This window comes from Bradyrhizobium elkanii USDA 76 (genome assembly GCF_023278185.1).
In the GTDB taxonomy this organism is placed as follows: Bacteria; Pseudomonadota; Alphaproteobacteria; order Rhizobiales; family Xanthobacteraceae; genus Bradyrhizobium; species Bradyrhizobium elkanii.
This window is the reverse complement of record NZ_CP066356.1, coordinates 2,616,588-2,636,078: the sequence shown is the minus strand read 5'-3', so window position 1 is coordinate 2,636,078 and position 19,491 is coordinate 2,616,588. Positions and strand designations below refer to the sequence as shown.

The following is a 19,491-nucleotide window of genomic DNA, read 5'->3' as shown; positions in this document are numbered from 1 at the left end:
CCTATCCGATGCGCTCAAATTTCTCTCTTGCGCCCGACTTCCATGCCGTGGTGATCGGCGGCGCCGGAGACATCGGCGCCGCAATCAGCAATCAGTTTTGCGACCTCGGCGCGACGGTGACCGCAACGGCGGCCAACGAGACCGATCTGGCGCGCACTTTGCTGAAATCGCGCGCCAGCCTCACACTCGCAACGCTCGACGTCACGAACGACGACGCTGTCGCCTCTTTCGCCCGACAGCAAAAGCGCGTCGATGCGCTGGTCAACTGCGCGGGAATCCTTGCCCGCGACAAGGAATACGAGATCGAAACCTTCATGAAGGTTCTCGACGTCAATCTCACGGGCACCTTTCGAACCTGCATGGCGTTCCGTCCGCTTCTCGCCGAGAGCAAGGGCTCGATCGTCAATCTTGCCTCGATGAACGCGACATTGGCGCTGCCGCGAATCCCGGCCTATTGCGCCAGCAAGGGCGGTGTCGTGATGCTGACCAAGGCGCTCGCCCTGGCATGGGCCGAGCAAGGCATCCGGGTCAATGCGGTTGCCCCCGGCTATATCGAAACGGCGATCAATGCAGCCGGCCGCACCGATCGCGCGCACTATCAGCGCATCGCCGATCGCACCGCGTTCAAGCGCTGGGGTCAGCCGGAGGACATTGCGGGAGCCGTCGCGTTCCTCTGCATGCCGGCATCACAATATGCTACCGGCACCGTCGTCGCGGTGGATGGCGGGTTTCTTGCCGGATGAGCCAGGAAAGCAACGGATACGGCCTGCATAATGTCGCCGGAAATGTTTGGGAATGGTACGAGGACCGCCTCGCACCGTCGGGAGTCCCCTTGAATCGCGAGCCTGCACCGAACCGCTCGACGCGCGATGGATCCTTCCTCAGCGACGAGTCCTGCGGCAGCCGCCGCTTCGCAGCGCGATGCCCGAACGCGTCGGTCGGCCCGTCGAGCAAGATCGGCTTCCCTGTCGTGCGCACCGAGCAGCTACAGGATCCGGCATAGGATGACGCTGGCGACAAATGCCGCGAAGCCGGCCGCTGCTCCCGGCACCCGTCTGTTGCCGCAGTTCTTGCGCAATTTCGTGCGCAATCGCGAGACTGGCCTCGTGCTGGTCGGCATTGTCGTCGGGTTGCTGAGCGGCGTCCTCGTTGCGGCGATCTCGGGCCTCAGCCAGGCCTCGCACGCGCTGCTGTTCGACATTCCCCTCGACGCACATCTCAGCGCCACCGGCGTGATTTCCTGGCAGCGCACCCTGCTGATCCCGGCAGTTGGCGGCCTGGTCCTGGCGCTGATCGGGCTGTACTTCGCGCGACGCGTGAAGGGACAGCAGCTCGCTGACGCCATCGAAGCCAACGCGCTCTATGGCGGCCGGGTGTCCTTCCGCGGCAGCCTGCTGATCTCGATCCAGACGCTGTTGTCCAACGGGTTCGGTGGGTCGGTCGGACTGGAAGCGGGATACACGCAGATCTGCTCGATGTTTGGCTCCCATGTCGGCCAGCGCCTCGCCGCCCGCCGCAACGACATGCGGCTGTTGGTGGCCTGCGGCGCGGCGGGGGCGATCAGCGCAGCGTTTTCGGCTCCGCTGGCCGGCGCCTTCTATGCCTTCGAGGTCGTGCTGGGAGCCTACACCTCGGCCGCTCTCGTGCCCGTCATCGCCAGCGCCGTCACGGCCTGGCTGGTGGCACGGGAGTTGACGCATCAGTCGTTTCTGATGGTGCCTGGCTTCCCATCGCCCGTGTCCGTCGAGATGATCGGACAGACCGTTCTGATCGGCATCATTTGCGCATTCGTCAGCATCCTCGTCATGCTCGCGGTCGCATTCTCAGAACGTTGCTTTCAGCGCGTCAGCCTTTTCAGCGGCTTCATGCGTCCGATCCTTGGCGGCCTGCTCCTCGGCGGCCTCGCCCTGCTGACGCCGACCGTGCTCGGCGCCGGCCATGGCGCAATGCAGATCCTGCTGGTCAGCAATCCGACCTGGCTCCTGCTCACGACGACCATCGTGCTCAAGATCCTGGCATCGGCCGTCTCGCTCGGCTCCGGCTTTCGCGGCGGCCTGTTCTTTGCCTCGCTGCTACTTGGCGCGCTGATCGGCCAGCTCTACAGCGTCGTGCTGACCGGCCCCTTCCCCACACTCGCGCTTCAGCCCGGCACCGCCGCCATCGCGGCTCTTGCCGCGCTCGGAACCGGCGTGCTGGGCGCACCGTTCAGCATGGTTTGTCTCGCACTCGAGATCACCGGCGATTTCTCCGTGACCGTCGGGGCGGTGGTCGCATCATCGGTCTGCGCGCTGATCGTCCGCGAGTTGTTCGGCTACAGCTTTGCGACATGGCGCTTCCACCTGCGCGGCGAGGTGATCCGCGGTCCGCAGGACATCGGCTGGGTCCGTCAAATGAGCGCAGCCTCCCTGATGCGTGCCGACTTCGAGAATGCGCTGACCACAATGCCGATCGGCGAGGCGCAGAAGCTGTTTTCGCCGGCGCAGGTCCGGCAGGTCGTGCTGCACGATCCGAACGGCAGCTATGCCGGCATCGTTGCGTCGGCGACGCTGCATTCCGTCACCAATCGGGACGACGATCCGCTCGGGTCGCTGGCCCAGCAGCAGGATGAGTACCTGCTTCCGACCACGTCGGTTCGCGAGATCCTGAAGGCCTTTGAACGGAGCGAAGCCGACGTTCTCGCGGTCATTGACCGTGCCGACCATCGCGTCACGATCGGCACCTTAAGCGAATCCCATGTGCTGCGCACCTATGGGGAAGAGCTCGAACGCCGGAACCAGGAGCTGTTTTCGCGGTGATACTTGCGCGCTATGGCCTTAGATCCATATCGATCCGCACAAAATCGCCGCGATAGGTGACTTCACCGAGATAGATCACGGTGCGATCGCTCGCCGTGAAGACACGGCGGACTTCGGCAACCGGCGAGTTCAAAGGCACGCGCAGCAGCCGCGCGGCCTCGATGTCTGCGGTTCCGATGGTCAATGTCTGGCGTGCGCTGGCAATCGCCGGATCCCTGAGATCGTTGAGGATCGGTATCACCGTCTCGTTGCGAAAGCGCTTTGGAGACCTGCGAAAGATCTTCTCATCGAGATAGATGGAAATGACGCAGTAAGGCTGCTTCTGGCGCGAGTGCAGACGGCGCATGAAGACATATTTCTCGGCCGGCTTGCCGTCTTCGGGAAGCAGCGGCGCATCGCTCCGGCTTTCCGAGATGTTGATGATCTCCGGAGAGGTGTCGCGGTACATGTCCGCGAGATCGGCCAGGGTGGTCTCGACCTTGAGCCAGCGGTCCTGCCGTACGGTCCCGGTGACGAAGGTGCCGCGGCCCTGCTGCGCCTCGATGACACCGTCGCGGGCGAGCAGTTCGACGGCCTGCCTGATGGTGACGCGCGAGACGCCGAACTCGGCCGCCAGCTCCTCATTGGCCGGCAGGCGAAAACCTTGACTCCAGACACCGCGCGCGATCCGCTGGCGAAAAATATCGGCAATCTGCGCATATTTGGGGACGTGACTGTCGGAACTCAATTCCATCTCGCCCTCCGGAAATCAAGCGGCCCAATCACGGCATCACAAGGGCTGCACCGCGTTCGCCGATCATCAGGCTCGTCGCATTGGTGTTGGCCGAGGTGATCTGCGGCATCACCGAGGCGTCGATCACGCGCAGCCGCTCGACGCCGCGCACCCGCAGCTGCGGATCGAGTACCGCCCGCGCGTCGCTACCCATGCGGCAGGTCCCGACGCAGTGAAACACCGTGCCGCCGGTGTTGCGCGCGAAATCCCACAGCCCGGCATCATTGCTTGCGGCCTCGCCCGGCACCATCTCGACATCCCAGAGCGGGCGGAACGCGTTTTGCTGATAGATCTCGCGCAAGATCTTGAGGCCGGCAACAATGGTCTTGCGGTCGATCTCCTCGGCGAAATAGTTGGGCGCGATCAGCGGCTGCTCGAACGGATCGGCCGAGCGGATCGCGAGCTGTCCGCGCGACCGGCCGTGGCATTGCCAGACCGAGGCCGTGAAGCCGGAATAGCTGTGGAGGGGTTCGCCGGGCTTGTCGACGGACAGCGGCATCACGTTGAACTGCACGTCCGGACGCCCACCGACCGCATATTCGCTACAGGCCGCTCCGCCCACCTGTCCCGCCCCCACCGTCAACGGCCCCCGCCCGGCCAGCATCCATTGCAACCCCATCTTCGCGAGCTCGACAGGATGGCGGACCTGGTCATTGAGCGAGATCCGCTCCTTCAGGCGCACGATCAGCCGTCCCTGGTAATGGTCCTGCAGATTGGAGCCGACTTCGGGCGAGTCGGTGACGACGGGAATACCGTGCTTGCGAAGCAGGTCGGCCGGACCGATCCCGGAAAGCTGGAGGATTTGCGGCGATTGCAGCGCGCCGCCGGACAGGATGACCTCGCGATCGGCTGTCGCGCGATGAACCTGCCCCTTGCTGATCCACTCGACGCCGGTCGCGACGCGGCCGTTGAAAGTGACTTTGCTCACCTGTGCATGCGTGATGACAGTCAGGTTGGGCCGGTCGGCAATCGGTCGAAGAAAGGCGGATGCCGAGCTGGTCCGCCAATGCCGCCCGATGCCGAGCTGATAGGACCCGACGCCAAGCGTCGTCGCGCCGTTGAAGTCGGGATTGCGCGGCAGGCCAAACTGCACGCCCGCCTCCACCCAGGCCCTCGTCGCCGGATTGTCGTTCCGCAGGTCGGAGACCTCGAACTCTCCGAGGCCGCCGTGAAACTGGCTCTCGCCGCCGCGATAGCGCTCGTAGCGCCGGAAGTAGGGCAGGACGTCGCGATAGCTCCAGCCGGCGGCGCCGAGACGTTCCCAGTCGTCAAAATCCTCGTGCTGGCCGCGGATGAAGATCAGGCCGTTGATCGACGACGATCCGCCGAGCACGCGGCCGCGCGGCCAGACGATGGCGCGGCCGCCGCTTCCTTCCGACGGCTCGGTCCTGAACAGGCGCGAGAAGCGCTCGTTGTAGATGGTCCGGTAATAGCCGACCGGCAGCTTGAGCCAGAAATTCCGGTCCGATCCGCCGGCTTCGAGCAGCAGCACGCGGCAGGCAGGATCAGCCGACAGTCTGTTTGCGACCACACAGCCGGCCGACCCCGCACCGACAATGATGTAGTCGTAGCCAAGTCCCGACATCAGGCGGTCCGGTATCGTTCGATCGAGGCAAGATCGGGCGTGATGCCGAGACCCGCCCCGTCGCCGAGCTCGATCATGCCATCGCTGACGTCCAGCACGGGGCCGCAAAATTGATCCCGCAGCGGGTTCTCATTGCTGTCGACCTCCAGCAGTCCCTCGCCGCCGACGCCCGCCAGCAGATGCGCCGACGCCAAGAGGCCGATGCCGGCGCCGAGATAGTGCGGACAGAACATCTTGCCTGACGCCAGGATGTCACGGGCGATGCCGGCGCAAGCCGAGAGCCCGCCCCACTTGGCGATGTCGGGCTGGACGATACCGAGAACCGGCTCGCTCAGCACCTCGGCAAAGCCGGCGTGGCTCGCGATGTTCTCACCGGCCGCGAGCGGAAAACGGATCGTCTCGTGCAGCTGCTTCCATTCCCGCCGCGGACGGTCCGCGCGGATGGGCTCCTCGAGCCAGGCAAGGCCGAACGGCTCGAGCTGCGGCGCACGCTCGAGCGCCTGCGCGATGGTCCAACCCTGGTTGACGTCGGCTGCAAGCATGCCATCGCCGACGAGGCGGCGCAGCGCGGCGAGATTGGCCCGGTCGTCTGCCGGATCGAAACCGATCTTCAGCTTCAAGGCGCGATAGCCGCGGCCGAGGGCTGCTTCCGCCGCCCGCTCCGATCCGACTGGATTGATGCCGCTGGCATAGACCTTGATCCGCTTCCGCGATCCGCCGAGCAGTTTCCACAACGCAACGTTCCGGCGGCGCGCATGGAGATCCCAGACGGCGAGATCGATGCCGGCGATCGATTGCGCGAACGGGCCTGCTTCGCCGGATTGCAACGCGAGCACCGAAGTTCCCCGCGTCAATCGCTCGAATGCGGCATCAGGTTCGCTTGCCCTGAATCCGACAAGCGCCGGTGCCAGAACCTCGTTGACCAGCCGAACACGATGCTCGGCACCCGGCGAGGGAAAGTTGCACCAGACCTCGCCCCAGCCCGCGTAACCGTCCGTGTCCTCGACCCGAACGAACACGGCAGGCCGGTCCCCCATGCGCCCGAACGAGGTGATGACCGGTGTCGTCAGCGGATAGCGGAAGCCAAAGGCCTGGACGCTCCGGATAGTGAAAGGCGGCGATGTCATGCGCGGAAAAGCCTGCGGCGCCTGCGACCAAGGCGGCGCTTGTATGGTCATCCTATTTATAATATGACTTGGCCAAACATCAACTGCAATCTGGGTGGATGCGTCGAATGGACGGAGCTGGCGTGAGACGCCTTGGTCTCGGATTGATACCTTGGGTCGGTGCGATCCTGCTCTGGTATGCCGTGCGCTGGAGCGGCTTCGTCAACGCATCGCTGATCCCCGCCCCGCATCAGGTCGCCGCGAAGTTCGTCGAGCTTCTCACCAAGGAAGGCCTTTTGATCGACATCTTCGCCTCGACCAGGCGCGTCTTTTTCGGCGTCTCGCTTGGAATTCTCGTCGCGGTGCCGGTCGGCTTTCTGCTCGGATGGTATCGCCCGGCCCGCACCTTCGCCGACCCCATGATCAACTTCTTCCGCGCGCTGCCGCCGATCGCGCTGATCCCGCTTGTCATCGTCTATTTCGGCGTGGACGAGCTCGCAAAGCTCGTCATCCTGTTCTACGCCTCGTTCTTCTCCGGCGTGATCGTCATGTATGAGGGTGTCTCGCAGATCACGCCGCTCTATATCCGCGTGGCGCAGACCCTCGGCGCCAATCAGGCGGAAATCTTTCGCAAGGTCATCATTCCTCTCACCGTTCCGCACATCCTCACCGCGCTGCGGGTCGCGCTTGGGGTAGCCTGGGCGACGCTGGTGGCATCCGAACTGATCGCGGCCCAGCGCGGGCTTGGCGCCATGATCCAGAATGCGTCGACCTACTTCCTGCTCGACGTCATCTATGTCGGCATCATCTGCATCGGCCTGATCGCGCTGATCATGGACATGATCCTTCGCAAGATCACGGCCCGGTTGCTGGTCTGGCAGGATCGGGCCATCGCATGACCACGCGCGCACGGTTCGACAAGGTTTCGCTTGCCTTCGAGACCCCGAAGGGACGCCTCAACGTCGTCGAGGATGTCAGCTACGATATCAACGATGGCGATTTCATCGCGGTGATCGGGCCTTCAGGCTGCGGCAAGACCACGATGATGAGCATGCTCGCCGGCTTCCAGAAGCCGACGACCGGAAGCGTGCTGTTCGACGGACAGCCCGTCACCGGTCCCGGTCCCGAGCGCGGCGTCATCTTCCAGGAATATGGCGTCTTCCCGTGGCTGACGGTGAAACAGAACATCGCTTTCGGCCTGACGCTCCGGGCCAATCACGTCGCCGCCGGCGAGCGCGATTCGATCTGCGATCACTATCTCGGCCTGATGGGGCTGTCCGACTTCGCCAACTCCTATCCGAAGCATTTGTCCGGCGGCATGCGGCAGCGGCTCGCGATCGCGCGGGCTTACGCCGTCAAGCCGCAGTTCCTGCTGATGGACGAGCCGTTCGGTGCGCTCGACGCCCAGACCCGTTCCAACATGCAGAACCTGCTGCTCAAGGTGCTCCAGACCGAAGGCAAGACGGTCATGCTGATCACCCATTCCGTGGAGGAGGCGATCTATCTCGCGTCCCGCATCGTGGTGGTGACCGCGCGGCCGGCGCGGATCAGGCAGATCATCGACGTGCCGTTCGCCTATCCGCGCGACGAATCGATCCAGGAGCGGCCCGAATTCGGCGAGTTGCGAAGCCATATCAAGCATCTGGTGATGGACGAGTATCGCGCCCAGCAGGCGCAGATGCGTCCGGTCTCATTCTCGGAATAACAACACAGCGGAGGACGACCTATGGATCGGCGACAATTTCTGACCACGACGGCCGGGCTTGCCCTGGGGTCCTTCACCGCCGCAGCGCCTGCGATTGCGCAGGCAAAAACAAAAGTTCGTGTCGGCTATCTGCACACCGTTGCCGTCGACGGCCAGATCTGGACCGGCATGGACCGCGGCTCCTTCGAAAAGCAGGGACTGGATCTCGAGCTGCGGCAGTTCAATACCGGCCTCGAAATCTTCCAGGCGCTGATCGGCGGCAGCCTCGACGTGCTGGCGACGGGCGCCGTGCTCTCGAACTTCCCCGCCCGCGGCCAGGGCAAGGTCTTCCTGATCAACGACATCGAGGTCGCGACCGCGCAGCTCTGGGTGCGCGGCGATCAGGGCATCAAGTCATTCGAGGATCTGAAGGGCAAGCGGATCGCAACTGCGACCGGCACCACCGCGCATGTGTTCCTGGACACCGCGCTACGCGCGAACAAGGTCGATCCCAAAGAGGTCGAACTCGTCAACCAGACCATGCCTGCCGCCGTAACGGCCTTCATTTCAGGCGCGGTGCCTGCCGTTGCGCTCTGGGTGCCCTTCAACGTGACGGTTCGCGACAAGGTGCCGGGCGCGGTCAAGCTCGCCGACGCCTCAGCCTATTATCCAAAGGCCGCGATCATCGGCGGCTGGGCCGCGGCCAACGACTATTACGAGCCCAACAGGGAAACGCTGGCGAAGCTGATCCGTGGCTGGGCCGATGCCAATGACTACATCATCGCGAACAGCACCGAAGCGATGGAAAAGCTGCACAAGGGCCACTACAGCCAGACGCCGATGGCCGACATCGACGAATCGTTCAAGGCGCAGAAGATGTTCTCGTCGCGGGACTGGAAGCGGATGTATTCCGACGGCACGGTCACCAACTGGCTGCAGCAATCGACCGACTTCTTCATGGCCAATGCCGGCATCAAGGACTTTACGCCGGCAAGCAAGTATTTCGATCCGAGCCTGTATTTGAAAACGATTGCGTGACGCATCTGGATGCGGATGCCGTCCTAGAGAAAGCTCTCGAACGCGAGGCGCTGCGCCGGCGTCAAATGCAGGCCGTGCTTGGTGCGCCGGTCCAGGAAGTCGGCAGGCTTCCTGGCCCACTCCTTCTCGCGAAGATAGACCGCTTCGCATTCATAGAACTCACCGCCGAAATGACAGCCGAGGTCGACGGCGCTGCGGACCGGACCCAGCAGTTGGCGCGCGCGCGTCCCATAGAGACGGGCATAGTGATGGATGAGCGTTCGCGGCAAATCGGGATAGTCGCGTGCCAGCCCATTTGCGAATTCGTCGAAGCTGCCGCTGATGTCGCCACCCGGCAGCGGCCGATGCGCGGTCCAGGCCGACGACAGCTTCGGAAACCACGGCGCGAGGCGCTGCAGCGCCTGCTCCGCCAGCCGGCGGTAGGTCGTGATCTTGCCGCCGAAGATCGAGAGCAGCGGCGGCACGCCCTCGGCGCCGTGAACCTCGAACACATAGTCGCGCGTCACGGCCGACGGATTGTCGGCGTTGTCGTCATAGAGCGGCCGGACCCCGGAGAACGCGTGCACGATCGCGCTCGCCTGCGGCGGCGTCTGGAAATAGCGGCGCAAGACCTGCAACAGGTAATCGGTCTCGTCCTCGCCGATCGCGACGTCCTCGGCGCGGCCGTGATAGGGAATGTCCGTGGTGCCGATCAACGCGAGACCGTCCTCATAGGGGTTGACGAAGATCACCCGGCGATCGCTGTTCTGCAGCAGATAGGCCTGCGGCCCGTTCCAGAATTTCGGCACCACGATGTGGCTGCCCTTGACCAGCCGTACGCTCTGGGCGGAGTTCAGGCCCGCCACGCCCTGGATGACATCCTGAACCCACGGCCCGGCGGCGTTGACCAGCGCGCGCGACCGCACGACCTGCGTTGTGCCGTCATCGCCGTGCATCTCGAGCAGCCAGTTCTCGCCGTCACGGCGCGCACGCACCGCCCGCGTGCGCGGCAGGATGCAGGCGCCGTTCTGCGCGGCATCGATCAGATTGAGGATCACCAGCCTGCTGTCATCGACCCAGCAGTCCGAATATTCGAAGCCTCGCCGGAACTCCTGACGCAGCGGCGCGCCCTCCGGAGCGCGCGACAGATCCAGGCTGCGGCTCGCCGGCAGCTGCTTGCGGCCACCGAGATGGTCGTAGAGCAACAGCCCGGTGCGGACCAGCCACGCCGGCCGCTGCTCCGGCGAATGCGGCAGCACGAAGCGCATCGGCCAGATGATGTGCGGCGCCGACGCGAGCAGCACCTCGCGCTCGATCAGCGCCTCGCGCACCAGGCGAAATTCGTAATATTCGAGATAGCGCAGCCCGCCATGGATCAGCTTGCCCGAGCGCGACGAGGTGCCCTCGGCGAAATCATCCTTCTCGCAGAGCAGCACCTTCAGCCCGCGGCCGGCGGCGTCGCGGGCGATGCCGGCGCCGTTGATGCCGCCGCCGATGACCGCGATATCGACCAGCCCGTGATCTTTACCTGCGACCGGCGCAGTGCCCGTCATCGCTTGCTGCTGCGCCGTTTCTCGGCGCGGCGCGGCGCTGCCTTTGCCGTTGCGCGGGCCTTGTTCGGCTTCGGCGCCTGCAGACCGTAAGTGGAGAATCCCTTCGCGGTGTCGGCAATCTCCTCGTCGGTCAGGATGACGCGCGAATCGAGCGCCAGCGAGAGGTAGTACTGCCGCGCGATGGTCTCGAGCTCGACCGCGAGCCACATCGCCTTGTCGAGATTGGCGCCGAGCGCGATCATGCCGTGATTGGCGAGCAGGCAGCCGTTGCGTCCTTCGAGCGCCGTGATCGCATGGTCGGACAATTCCTTGGTGCCGTAGCGCGCATAGCCGGCGCAGCGGATCTCGGTGCCGCCGAACGCCGCCATCATGTAGTGGCAGGCCGGGATCGGCTTGCGCGCGATCGCGAGCACGGTCGCGTAGGTCGAATGAGTATGGACGATGGCGCCGACATCGGGCCGGGCGCGCGTGATGTCGAGATGGAAGCGCCATTCGGTGGACGGCTGCAGCGGCCCCTCCCACGCGCCATAGTCACCCTCGAGCGGCATCGATGCGATCATCTCCGGCTTCATCGAATCGTAGGGCGTCGCCGACGGCGTGATCAGCATCCGGTCCTTGTAGCGGGCGGAGATGTTGCCCGACGTCCCCTGGTTGAGACCCGACGCGTTCATCCACCGGCACTTGGCGATGATCGCCTCGCGCAATTGTCGTTCCTCACGGGTCATACGAACTGCCTTTCTCTTCAGCACGGATTGCCTCTTCAGCACGGATTGCGTGGCGGCTCGCCGGCCAGGAAGCGGCGAACCTCTTCGGCCGCCTGCACGGCGGCGACGGTGACGGTACGAACGGAGGCGCCGGCGATGTGCGGCGTCAGCGTGACGTTGGGAAGTCGCAAGAGCGGCCAGTCCGCCGGAACCGGCTCGACCGCGAAGGTGTCGAGCATGGCGCCGCCGAGATGCCCCGATGCCAGCGCATCATGCAGCGCATCGTAGTCGACCAGCGGACCGCGCGCGGTGTTGATCAGGAACGCGCCCGGCTTGATCCGCGTCAGCGCCTCGCGCCCGATGAAACGGGTGGTCTCCGGCGTCACCCGGGCGTGCAGCGTGACGACGTCGGCGCGGCCGAGCAATTCGCCGAGCGCGACATGCTCGACGCCGTCATTGCGGTCCTGGGCGCTGAGCTGGACATAGGGGTCGGCGACCAAAATCTTGCAGCCGAAGGCCTTCAGCAGCTTGACCACGCGGCTGCCGATCGCGCCATAGCCGACGATGCCGATCGTCATCTCACCCAGCTCGCGCCCGGTACGGTCGGCGCGATAGAGATCGCCCCGCCATTCCCCACCTCGCAGCGCCTCGTGACCGCTGCGGATAAGGCGCGTCTCCGCCAGAATGGCGCCGATGGTGAACTCTGCGACCGCACCCGCATTGCGGCCGGGCGTATTGACCACCAGCACATCGTGGTCGCGCGCCGCCTGCATGTCGATGTTGACCGGGCCGCCCCGCGACACCGCGATGAACCTCAGCTTGGGCAGCCGCTCCAGCATCGACCGCGAGATCGGCGCCAGATGCGTGACGAGCAGTTCGGCATCGCCGATGAAGCCGATGATCTCGTCGGGCTGCCCCATGAACTCCTTCAGGCCATCGAGCTTCGAGCCGGCGTAACCGTGCTCCATCGGCTCGTCCGGCCAGGGCTGCTCCAGGGTGCGGATATCGACGCCATCGCCGCAGGCTGATCGGATGTGCTCGGCGAACACCGAGGGCAGCATGAAGCGGTCGCCGACGATGGCGATGGACTTAGACATGATCGCCTCCGGCGCGCAGCGCGGCGAGTTGCTTCCAGACCGGCCGCGACGCCAGCCTTGCCTCGAGATAGGTCGGGAAGATGCTGGCATAGCGCTTCGCCAGCGCGGCGTCCGGCGATTGCGGCGCGCTGAGATGCGGCGCGACCCACCGCTCGGCGCAGGCGCGCATGTCGGGATAGGCATCGATCGCGACCGCCGCGATCATCGCAGCGCCCGCCGCCCCGGCCTCGGCGCGGCTGCAGATCCGGACGTCGCAATCCAGTGCGGCGCCGAGGATGGCGCCGAGCGCACGGCTCTTCGCCGCGCCGCCTGTGATTCTGACATCGCGCGGCAGCGACCCCATCGCCGCGTAACAATCCCGTGCGGCGAAGGCCAGGCCCTCCATCACGCCGCGCATCAGGTCGCCATAGCGGTGGCGCGAGCGCAGGCCGAAGAATTGCGCGCTGGCCTCATGCGCGACGAACGGACCGCGCTCGCCGGCATCGGAAATGAACGGATGGAACAGCACCTCGCCGGGCCTCGCCCGCAGCACCTGATCGTCGAGCCGGCGGATCAGCTCGGCGCGCGTGCGCGTCACGCCTTCCGCCGCCAGCAGGTCGCAGGCGAGATCGAGCATCCAGTCGATATTCAGCGTCGCCGCCATGTTGGACTGCATCTGGGCATAATGACCCGGCACCGGGAACGGCATGGTGTAGCCGGTTGCCTCCCGATTTAGCGTCACCGCGTCGGCGCTCGGAACCAGTCGCATATGCATGCCGGTCGAGCCGATGATGGTGCAGCCGACATCGGGTGACGGATCGTAGAGCCCGGCGCCGAGCGCATTGCAGATCACGTCGACATAGCCGAGGCAGACCGGCACACCTTCCGGCAGGCCGATCTCGATGGCGGCGGCCGCTGTCAGCGGATGCGTCATTACCGCGCCGTCGACGACCGGCGGGAACAGGCGCGTCAGGTCGGCGATACCGATCAACCGTGCGGTCTCCGCATCGAACGCTCGCCTGCGGAAATCGCCGCAGGAGAAGGTGGCTTCCGACGGATCGGTTGCGCGTTCACCGGTGAGCAGGAAATAAAGCCAGTCCTTGCAGTGGAAGGCCGTGGTCGCGCTGGCGATCGTGTCGGGCATATGGGCCTGCAGCCACGCCAGTTGCGGCCCCTGCTGGCAGGCATTGAGCCCGGAGCCGGTGCGGCGGTAGAGGGCCGCGTTGCGCTCGCCGGCGCGAATCTCCTCGACCAGTCGGCCGGCGCGCGAATCCAGCCACAGCAGCGCCGGCGCAACCGGCCGACCGTCATCGTCGATCAGCCAGGTGCCGTCGCCCTGCCCGGTCACCGCGACGGCCGCGATCCGCGCCGACAGGTCAGGCACTGACTTCGCCAGCGCGCGAATAACCGCGACCGTGTCGCTCCAGGTCCGCGCCATATCCTGCTCGACATGGCCGCCGGCCAGGCTGCTATACGCATTCGGCCGCGAGACATCGGCAAGCTGCTCGCCGGTCAGCGTGAACGCCACCGCCTTGATCAGCGAGGTGCCGGCATCGATGCCGATGATGACGTCGCGGCTGGCCGAAGCGGTCATCGTCACGCTCCCTCCGCATGGCGAATGCAGGTCCCGTCGCTGCCAAAGATGTGCAGGTGACGCGGCTCCAGCGCGAACGAGATGATCTCTCCCGGCCGCGCGGCGACGCGGCCCGGCGTGACCGCGATCAGCATGCGGCCGCCGCAATCGCCGGCGACATGCGATTGATCGCCGAGCCACTGGTTGGAGACGACCTTGACCCTGACGTCACCGGTCCCGACCGCGATCTTCTGCGGACGAATGCCGATCCGCACCTGCGGCGTGGCCGCGAGCGTCTTCGCCGCCTCAACCTCAAGCCCGGCGCCGGCAATATCGAAACGCATGTCGGTTCCGACCGACAGGCGGAAGCCGCCATCCGACCGCGTCACATCGGCGTCGAGCAGGTTCATCGGCGGCTCGCCGATGAAGCTCGCGACGAACAGATTGGCCGGCCGGCCCTTCAGCTCCTTTTCGCTGGCGAATTGCTGCAGCACGCCGCCTTCCATGACAGCGATGCGGTCGGCCAGCGCACTCGCTTCGGTCTGGTCGTGGGTGACGAAGATCGCGGTCATGCCGCGCTCGGCAAGCAGGCTCTTGATCCGGCCGCGCAACACCGCGCGCAGCTGCGGTTCGAGCTGCCCCATCGGCTCATCGAGCAGATAGAGATCGGCGTCCCGCACCAGCGCCCGCGCCAGCGACACGCGCTGCTGCTGGCCGCCTGAGATCGCGCGCGGATAGCTGTCGAGGATGTCCTCGATCTCGACCAGACGGGCAATCTCGTCGACACGGCGCGTTACCTCAGCGCGCGGCAGCTGCGCGGATTTCAGCGCAAACGCGATGTTCTCGCGAACCGTCAGCGGCGGATAGAGCGAGTAGCCCTCGAAGGCCATCGCGACCTTGCGCCGCGCCGGCGGCAGCTCGTGGATCCGCCGTCCGCCGAGCGCAATCGATCCGGCCGAGACGTCCTCGAAACCTGCGATCATGCGCAATGTCGAGGTCTTGCCGCAGCCCGACGATCCCAACAGCGCGACGATCTCGCCCTTCTCGACCGCCATGTCGAGCGCGCGCACCGCATGCACCGGCTCCTTGCCGCGGCTGCGATAGACCTTGTCGATGCCTCGTAGCTCGAGCATGTCCATGACTATCCGCTCCTATGCCGCCTTGAGCCGCTGCGACGCCCCGATCCGCAGCCCGGTCGCGCGATCGAACAGCATCGCCGCGTCGGGCGCGAAGCGAACGAAAACGGCATCGTCGGCCGCGCCTTGCGGCGCATCCGGCGGCAGCGCCGCCAGCCATTCCGTTCCGTCGGCCAGACGGAGCAGCAGCACCGCCTTCTCGTGCATCGGCGTGATCGCGAGAATGCGCGCCGGGACGGCGTCATCGGTGGACGCGGAGGAGACCGCGAGATCTTCGGGCCGGACGCCGAGCCAGCATGCACCGGCAGGCGCCGCGCCATCGACCGCCCCGAGCCGCATCCTGGCGCCGGCGACCGTGGCCGACAACGTGCCGTGCTCCGCCACCGGCGATACCTCGGCGAGGTTGATGGTCGGATCGCCGAACAGGCGCGCGACCGCGACCGATGCGGGTTGGGCATAGATATCGGTCGGCGTCGCGACCTGCGCGAGCCGGCCGTCGATCAAGACCGCGATGCGGTCGGCGATCGCCATCGCCTCGCGATAGTCCTGGGTCACGTAGAGCACCGCCGCAGTGCCGCGGCGCAGCAGGTTCGGCAGCTCGAGCCGCATCTCGTAGCGCAGCTTGGCGTCGACATTGCGCAGCGGATCATCCAGCAGCAGGACATCCGGATTGCCGATCAGTGCCCGTGCCAGCGCGGTGCGCTGCTTCTGTCCGTTCGACAGTTCGCGCGGCGCGTGGCCGAGCACGTGCTCGATCTTGAGCAGCCTGCTGATCGCGGCAACCCGTCCGGCGACATCGCCGCCGCCGGCCCTGGCGCGCAGGCCGCTTGCGATATTGTCGCGGGCGGTCATGTGCGGGAACAAGGCAAAGTTCTGGAATGCCATGCCGATCCCGCGCCGCTCCGGCGGAGCACCGACGACCGAGCGGCCGCCGATCAGGATGTCGCCGTCGTCGGGCTCGAACATGCCCGCGATCATGCGCAGCAGCACGGTCTTGCCGCTGCCGGACGGTCCGAACACCGCCACGATCTCGCCGGGCTCGACCGCCAGCGACAATCCGTCGGCGGGCCGTGCCGCACCGAATGCCTTGCTCACCGAGTTGATCTCGAGACGCGCCATCGGATCAGCCTTTCACCGCGCCGAGCGAGAGACCCTCGACCAGGTAGCGCTGCGCATAAAGCGCAAGCAACAGCGTCGGCGTCACCGACAGCACGATCGCCGCCGCGATCTGGCCGTACTGGATACCGGACGCAGTGACGAAGGCGAGCGCGCCGACCGTCACCGGCTGCTTGTCGGCGGAGGCCAGGATCAGCGCGAAGACGAAATTGTTCCAGCAGAAGATGAACGACAGCAGCCCCGCCGCGGCGATTCCCGGCCCTGCCAGCGGCACCGCGATTCGGGTGAAGGCCTCGCGCCAGGAATGCCCGGCGAGCCGGTAGGCATGCTCGATATCAGGGCTGATATCCTCGAAATAGCCGCGCACGATCCACAGGATCAGCGGCAGCGCGATCAACTGATAGACCCAGACGATCCCGAAGTAGGTGTCGTTCAGACCGAGCTCCTGGTAGTACAGCGACAGCGGCAGAAGCACGAGCAGCGGCGGCGCAAAGCGGAACGACAGCAGCGTGAACGCGATGCTCTCGCCGAGACGGAATTTGAAGCGCGCAAAGGCGTAGGCCGCCGGCACGCCGAGCAGCAGCGCCAGCAGCACCGCTGCGCTCGACAGCACGACGCTGTTGAAGAGATTGCGCATGAAGGAGATCTGCAGATTGCCGGCCGCGGTGCGCAGCTGGCCGGAGATCAGCGCCTCGTAGTTCGCAAGCGTCGGCTCGAACAGGATCCGCGGCGGGATCCGCAGGATCTGCTCGTTGGTCTGGAACGACATCAGGAAGATCCAGACGATCGGAAACATGAAGAAGATCAGGATCAGCGTGAGCGCCACGCCGCGGAAGATGCGACCGGCAAGGCTGGAATGTTCCATCGCGCCCCTCCCCGTCACGCGTGGCCGTGCGCACGCGCGCGCAACCGCAGCCAGTTCTTGATGAAGATATTCGACAGGATGTTGGTGATCAGCCAGAGGATCATCAGCAGCGCCGCCGATCGGCCGACATTGGTGTACTGGAAGAATTCCAGATAGGCCTGCACCTGGAACACCATCAGCCGGTCGCCCGGCCCGCCCTGCGTCATCGCATAGATGATGTCGAACTGCTGGATCGAATCGAGCAGGCGGAACAGCGACGCCGTGATGATGTAGGGCGCGAGCATCGGCAGCGTGATCCGGAAGAAGACAAAGCTAGCCGGCACGCCGTCGAGCGCCGCGGCCTCGAACGGCTGCCGCGGCAGCGAGCGCAGGCCCGCCAGCAGCAGGATCATGATGAAGGGCGTGTAGACCCAGACGTCGACCAGCACGACCGTGAACAGCGCACTCGACGGATCGGAGGCCCATTTGAAGTCGGTGACGCCGAACAGACCGACCAGATAGGACAGGATGCCGAAGCTCGGATTGGTCATCAGCTTCCACATCAGCGCGGCGATCGCCGGCGCCGTCATCAGCGGCAGCAGCAGCATGATCGACACGGCGTTGTGGAAGCGGGTCGGCCGGCGCAGCAGCAGCGCGATGCCAAGACCGAGCAGCAGCTCGAGCACGACCGTGAGCGCAGTATAGGTGATCGAGACGCGGAACGTATTCCAGAACGCCGGGTCGGACAGGAAGTCGATATAGTTTCCGGCGCCGATGAAGCCGCGCAGATAAGGCAGGTTCAGCCGGTAGCGCTGCAGCGAGTAGACCGCCGCGGTCACGAACGGAACCAGGATCGCCACGCAGACGAGTAGCGCCGGCAGGCTGAGCAAATAGGGCAAGAGGCGCACGCGCGGCCTTGGTTTGGCCGGCGCTGCCTGCGCGTTCGTCTGGAGAAGTTGGACCATGCTCATGATGATAAGAGATCGCGTTCGGCTGGCAAACGCCGCCGGCTCGGATGGGACAAGGGTCCGAGCCGGCGGATGGGTGCGGTGCGGGGGATCAGGCACCGCACAGTTGATCCGTCAGCCGAGACCGGCCTGCTTGAGCTGGCGGTTGATGCTGTCGGCGAGCTTGTCGAGCCCCTCGTCGACGCTGACCTCCTTCGCCACCATCTTCTGCAGCGAGGCGGCCCATTCGGTCGTCAGGTCGAAGAACAGCGGCTGCGCCGTGAAGTAGATCTTGGCGCCGGGCGACGACATGTCGTGCTGCTCGAGATAGCCGGGATAGGATTTCGCGATGCGGTCGCGGAATTCGCTGTCCTTCCACACCGATGCGCGAACCGGATTGACGAAGTCCATCTTGCGCGCGCCGAACAGATCGTGCTCGACGGATGCCGCCCACTGCATGAACAGCCAGGCCGCCTCCTTCTGCTTGGAGAAGCTCGACATCGCGAGCGACCAGATCCAGACGTTCGGGGTCGGCGCCTTGGCGGCCGGATTGGCCGCGAACGGCGCGTAGCCGAGATGCCCCTTCTCCTTGTTGTCGCCGCCGTTCATGAAATAGCCGAGAATGTCGGCGTCGAAGATCATGCCCGAGGCGCCGGCACCGAGGTCGGTGCCGACCTGATACCAGGTGTAGGTCGACCAGTTCTTCGGGCCCGAGGTCTGGATCATCTTGACCCATTTGTCGTGGAAATCCTTCGAGGCCTTGGTGTTCATCGCGGCCTTCAGCTTGCCGCCCTCAATCACGAAATCCTTCTGACCGAAGTTCGAATAGGCCGACAGGAAGCCGGGATGGATGGTCGCCCAGGAGCGCGAGCCGCGCACGCCGACGCCGTAGGGACCGCCGGCGTCCTTGGTGATCTTGGCCGCGACCTCCAGCATCTCGTCGAGGTTCTTCGGCGGCTTGACGCCGACCTTGTCGAAGACGTTGCGGTTGTAGGTGATGTTGTTGAGCTCATAGCCCCAGGGGATGCACCACTGCTTGGCCTTGCCCGAGCCGAGCTCGGAGCCGGCGACGCCGTCCCACGCCGTCGAGGCCCGCAGGCCCGGCAGCACGTCGTCCCAGGCGAAGGCCGGACTGGTCTTGGCCGGATCCTTGATGTAGGTGTTGAGGTCTTCGATCCAGCCCGCCGGACCATAGGTCCAGGTCATGTAGGCGCCGGTCATGAAGGCATCGTACTGGTCCGACTTCGACGACAGCGCCGCCGTCACCTTGTCGAAATAGACGTCCTCCGGGAAGATGTCGTAGGTGACGTTCATGCCGGTGAGCGACTTGAACGCCTCGATGTCGCCGATCATCGCATCGACGTAGGGGTGCTTGTTGAGCAGCAGCTTGACGCTCTTGCCGCTCTGGGCCTTCCAGTTGAAGTCGGCGGCCATCGCCTTCGACATCGAGGAGGCGAAGGCGGCGTTGGCGGCGATGCCCGCGATGCCGAGCTTGGCGGCGCCGTCCAGGAGATCGCGGCGGCTGATGCGTTTGGCAGCGTAGGAGTCGAACAGATTCTTCTCGCGATCGAACATGTATTTCC

The 19,491-nt window shown here is 65.4% G+C and carries 18 protein-coding genes; 6 read left to right on the top strand and 12 right to left on the bottom strand.

All coding sequences use genetic code 11. From position 1 onward, the window contains the following. Positions 1-8 precede the first annotated feature (8 nt). The 3 genes from JEY66_RS12620 to JEY66_RS12610 are packed head-to-tail and all read left to right on the top strand — an operon-like array spanning position 9 to position 2,795. Positions 9-743, top strand: coding sequence for an SDR family NAD(P)-dependent oxidoreductase (locus tag JEY66_RS12620; protein ID WP_016848472.1), 735 nt, complete (start codon positions 9-11; stop codon positions 741-743). Continuing rightward, positions 740-1,003, top strand: coding sequence for an SUMF1/EgtB/PvdO family nonheme iron enzyme (locus JEY66_RS12615; protein ID WP_018273197.1), 264 nt, complete (start codon positions 740-742; stop codon positions 1,001-1,003). Before JEY66_RS12620 ends, JEY66_RS12615 begins: the two co-directional genes overlap by 4 nt. Before the next feature lies 1 nt (position 1,004). Further along, positions 1,005-2,795, top strand: coding sequence for a chloride channel protein (locus JEY66_RS12610; protein WP_018273198.1), 1,791 nt, complete (start codon positions 1,005-1,007; stop codon positions 2,793-2,795). Between the two features lie 10 nt (positions 2,796-2,805). Here JEY66_RS12610 and JEY66_RS12605 read toward each other — a convergent pair whose 3' ends face one another. From JEY66_RS12605 to JEY66_RS12595, 3 genes are read right to left on the bottom strand one after another with little or no spacing between them, the layout of a single operon-like run. After that, the gene (locus JEY66_RS12605) at positions 2,806-3,528 is read right to left on the bottom strand and encodes a GntR family transcriptional regulator (protein WP_016848470.1); all 723 of its coding nucleotides are present in this window, start codon (positions 3,526-3,528) and stop codon (positions 2,806-2,808) included. Between the two features lie 28 nt (positions 3,529-3,556). After that, positions 3,557-5,152, bottom strand: coding sequence for a GMC family oxidoreductase (locus JEY66_RS12600; protein WP_018273199.1), 1,596 nt, complete (start codon positions 5,150-5,152; stop codon positions 3,557-3,559). Continuing rightward, positions 5,152-6,279, bottom strand: a complete 1,128-nt coding sequence (locus JEY66_RS12595; protein ID WP_026193196.1) for a mandelate racemase/muconate lactonizing enzyme family protein — start codon at positions 6,277-6,279, stop codon at positions 5,152-5,154. Before JEY66_RS12595 ends, JEY66_RS12600 begins: the two co-directional genes overlap by 1 nt. A 122-nt stretch (positions 6,280-6,401) precedes the next feature. Here JEY66_RS12595 and JEY66_RS12590 point away from each other — a divergent pair, with 122 nt between their 5' ends. The 3 genes from JEY66_RS12590 to JEY66_RS12580 are packed head-to-tail and all read left to right on the top strand — an operon-like array spanning position 6,402 to position 8,980. Then, the gene (locus JEY66_RS12590) at positions 6,402-7,157 is read left to right on the top strand and encodes an ABC transporter permease (RefSeq protein WP_244620870.1); all 756 of its coding nucleotides are present in this window, start codon (positions 6,402-6,404) and stop codon (positions 7,155-7,157) included. Continuing rightward, a complete protein-coding gene (locus JEY66_RS12585) occupies positions 7,154-7,963 on the top strand; it encodes an ABC transporter ATP-binding protein (protein ID WP_018273202.1) in 810 nt (269 codons plus the stop codon). The genes JEY66_RS12590 and JEY66_RS12585 overlap by 4 nt, the downstream gene beginning before the upstream one ends. 21 nt (positions 7,964-7,984) lie before the next feature. Beyond that, the gene (locus JEY66_RS12580; protein ID WP_018273203.1) at positions 7,985-8,980 is read left to right on the top strand and encodes an ABC transporter substrate-binding protein; all 996 of its coding nucleotides are present in this window, start codon (positions 7,985-7,987) and stop codon (positions 8,978-8,980) included. A gap of 23 nt (positions 8,981-9,003) precedes the next feature. On the opposite strand, the gene JEY66_RS12575 is transcribed toward JEY66_RS12580, so the two are convergent. The 9 genes from JEY66_RS12575 to JEY66_RS12535 all read right to left on the bottom strand — a co-directional run bounded on the left by JEY66_RS12575 (position 9,004) and on the right by JEY66_RS12535 (position 19,483). Continuing rightward, positions 9,004-10,512 carry a glycerol-3-phosphate dehydrogenase gene (locus tag JEY66_RS12575; RefSeq protein ID WP_018273204.1) on the bottom strand — a complete coding sequence of 503 codons (1,509 nt, stop codon included), beginning with the start codon at positions 10,510-10,512 and terminating at the stop codon, positions 9,004-9,006. Continuing rightward, positions 10,509-11,237: a class II aldolase/adducin family protein gene (locus tag JEY66_RS12570; protein WP_026193198.1), complete on the bottom strand. Its 729-nt coding sequence runs from the start codon at positions 11,235-11,237 to the stop codon at positions 10,509-10,511. Before JEY66_RS12570 ends, JEY66_RS12575 begins: the two co-directional genes overlap by 4 nt. Positions 11,238-11,272: 35 nt before the next feature. Next, positions 11,273-12,313: a 2-hydroxyacid dehydrogenase gene (locus JEY66_RS12565; RefSeq protein ID WP_018273205.1), complete on the bottom strand. Its 1,041-nt coding sequence runs from the start codon at positions 12,311-12,313 to the stop codon at positions 11,273-11,275. Continuing rightward, positions 12,306-13,886: an FGGY-family carbohydrate kinase gene (locus JEY66_RS12560; protein WP_026193199.1), complete on the bottom strand. Its 1,581-nt coding sequence runs from the start codon at positions 13,884-13,886 to the stop codon at positions 12,306-12,308. Before JEY66_RS12560 ends, JEY66_RS12565 begins: the two co-directional genes overlap by 8 nt. Before the next feature lie 2 nt (positions 13,887-13,888). Further along, entirely contained in the window at positions 13,889-15,004 is a 1,116-nt protein-coding gene (locus JEY66_RS12555) for an ABC transporter ATP-binding protein (RefSeq protein ID WP_018273207.1), read from the bottom strand. Positions 15,005-15,016: 12 nt separating this feature from the next. Continuing rightward, positions 15,017-16,120, bottom strand: a complete 1,104-nt coding sequence (locus JEY66_RS12550; RefSeq protein ID WP_018273208.1) for an ABC transporter ATP-binding protein — start codon at positions 16,118-16,120, stop codon at positions 15,017-15,019. Between the two features lie 4 nt (positions 16,121-16,124). After that, a complete protein-coding gene (locus JEY66_RS12545) occupies positions 16,125-16,982 on the bottom strand; it encodes a carbohydrate ABC transporter permease (RefSeq protein ID WP_018273209.1) in 858 nt (285 codons plus the stop codon). Between the two features lie 14 nt (positions 16,983-16,996). Beyond that, positions 16,997-17,926, bottom strand: a complete 930-nt coding sequence (locus JEY66_RS12540; RefSeq protein ID WP_026193201.1) for a carbohydrate ABC transporter permease — start codon at positions 17,924-17,926, stop codon at positions 16,997-16,999. A 117-nt stretch (positions 17,927-18,043) separates the two neighbouring features. Further along, a complete protein-coding gene (locus JEY66_RS12535; protein WP_018273210.1) occupies positions 18,044-19,483 on the bottom strand; it encodes an extracellular solute-binding protein in 1,440 nt (479 codons plus the stop codon). Positions 19,484-19,491: the final 8 nt, after the last annotated feature.

Bases quoted from the DNA above. Each gene is read 5' to 3' on its own strand.
- JEY66_RS12620 (WP_016848472.1), top strand. From the start codon at position 9: ATGCGCTCAAATTTCTCTCTTGCGCCCGACTTCCATGCCGTGGTGATC.
- JEY66_RS12615 (WP_018273197.1), top strand. From the start codon at position 740: ATGAGCCAGGAAAGCAACGGATACGGCCTGCATAATGTCGCCGGAAAT.
- JEY66_RS12610 (WP_018273198.1), top strand. From the start codon at position 1,005: ATGACGCTGGCGACAAATGCCGCGAAGCCGGCCGCTGCTCCCGGCACC.
- JEY66_RS12605 (WP_016848470.1), bottom strand. From the start codon at position 3,528: ATGGAATTGAGTTCCGACAGTCACGTCCCCAAATATGCGCAGATTGCC.
- JEY66_RS12600 (WP_018273199.1), bottom strand. From the start codon at position 5,152: ATGTCGGGACTTGGCTACGACTACATCATTGTCGGTGCGGGGTCGGCC.
- JEY66_RS12595 (WP_026193196.1), bottom strand. From the start codon at position 6,279: ATGACATCGCCGCCTTTCACTATCCGGAGCGTCCAGGCCTTTGGCTTC.
- JEY66_RS12585 (WP_018273202.1), top strand. From the start codon at position 7,154: ATGACCACGCGCGCACGGTTCGACAAGGTTTCGCTTGCCTTCGAGACC.
- JEY66_RS12580 (WP_018273203.1), top strand. From the start codon at position 7,985: ATGGATCGGCGACAATTTCTGACCACGACGGCCGGGCTTGCCCTGGGG.
- JEY66_RS12575 (WP_018273204.1), bottom strand. From the start codon at position 10,512: ATGACGGGCACTGCGCCGGTCGCAGGTAAAGATCACGGGCTGGTCGAT.
- JEY66_RS12570 (WP_026193198.1), bottom strand. From the start codon at position 11,237: ATGACCCGTGAGGAACGACAATTGCGCGAGGCGATCATCGCCAAGTGC.
- JEY66_RS12565 (WP_018273205.1), bottom strand. From the start codon at position 12,313: ATGTCTAAGTCCATCGCCATCGTCGGCGACCGCTTCATGCTGCCCTCG.
- JEY66_RS12560 (WP_026193199.1), bottom strand. From the start codon at position 13,886: ATGACCGCTTCGGCCAGCCGCGACGTCATCATCGGCATCGATGCCGGC.
- JEY66_RS12555 (WP_018273207.1), bottom strand. From the start codon at position 15,004: ATGGACATGCTCGAGCTACGAGGCATCGACAAGGTCTATCGCAGCCGC.
- JEY66_RS12550 (WP_018273208.1), bottom strand. From the start codon at position 16,120: ATGGCGCGTCTCGAGATCAACTCGGTGAGCAAGGCATTCGGTGCGGCA.
- JEY66_RS12545 (WP_018273209.1), bottom strand. From the start codon at position 16,982: ATGGAACATTCCAGCCTTGCCGGTCGCATCTTCCGCGGCGTGGCGCTC.
- JEY66_RS12540 (WP_026193201.1), bottom strand. From the start codon at position 17,926: ATGGTCCAACTTCTCCAGACGAACGCGCAGGCAGCGCCGGCCAAACCA.
- JEY66_RS12535 (WP_018273210.1), bottom strand. From the start codon at position 19,483: ATGTTCGATCGCGAGAAGAATCTGTTCGACTCCTACGCTGCCAAACGC.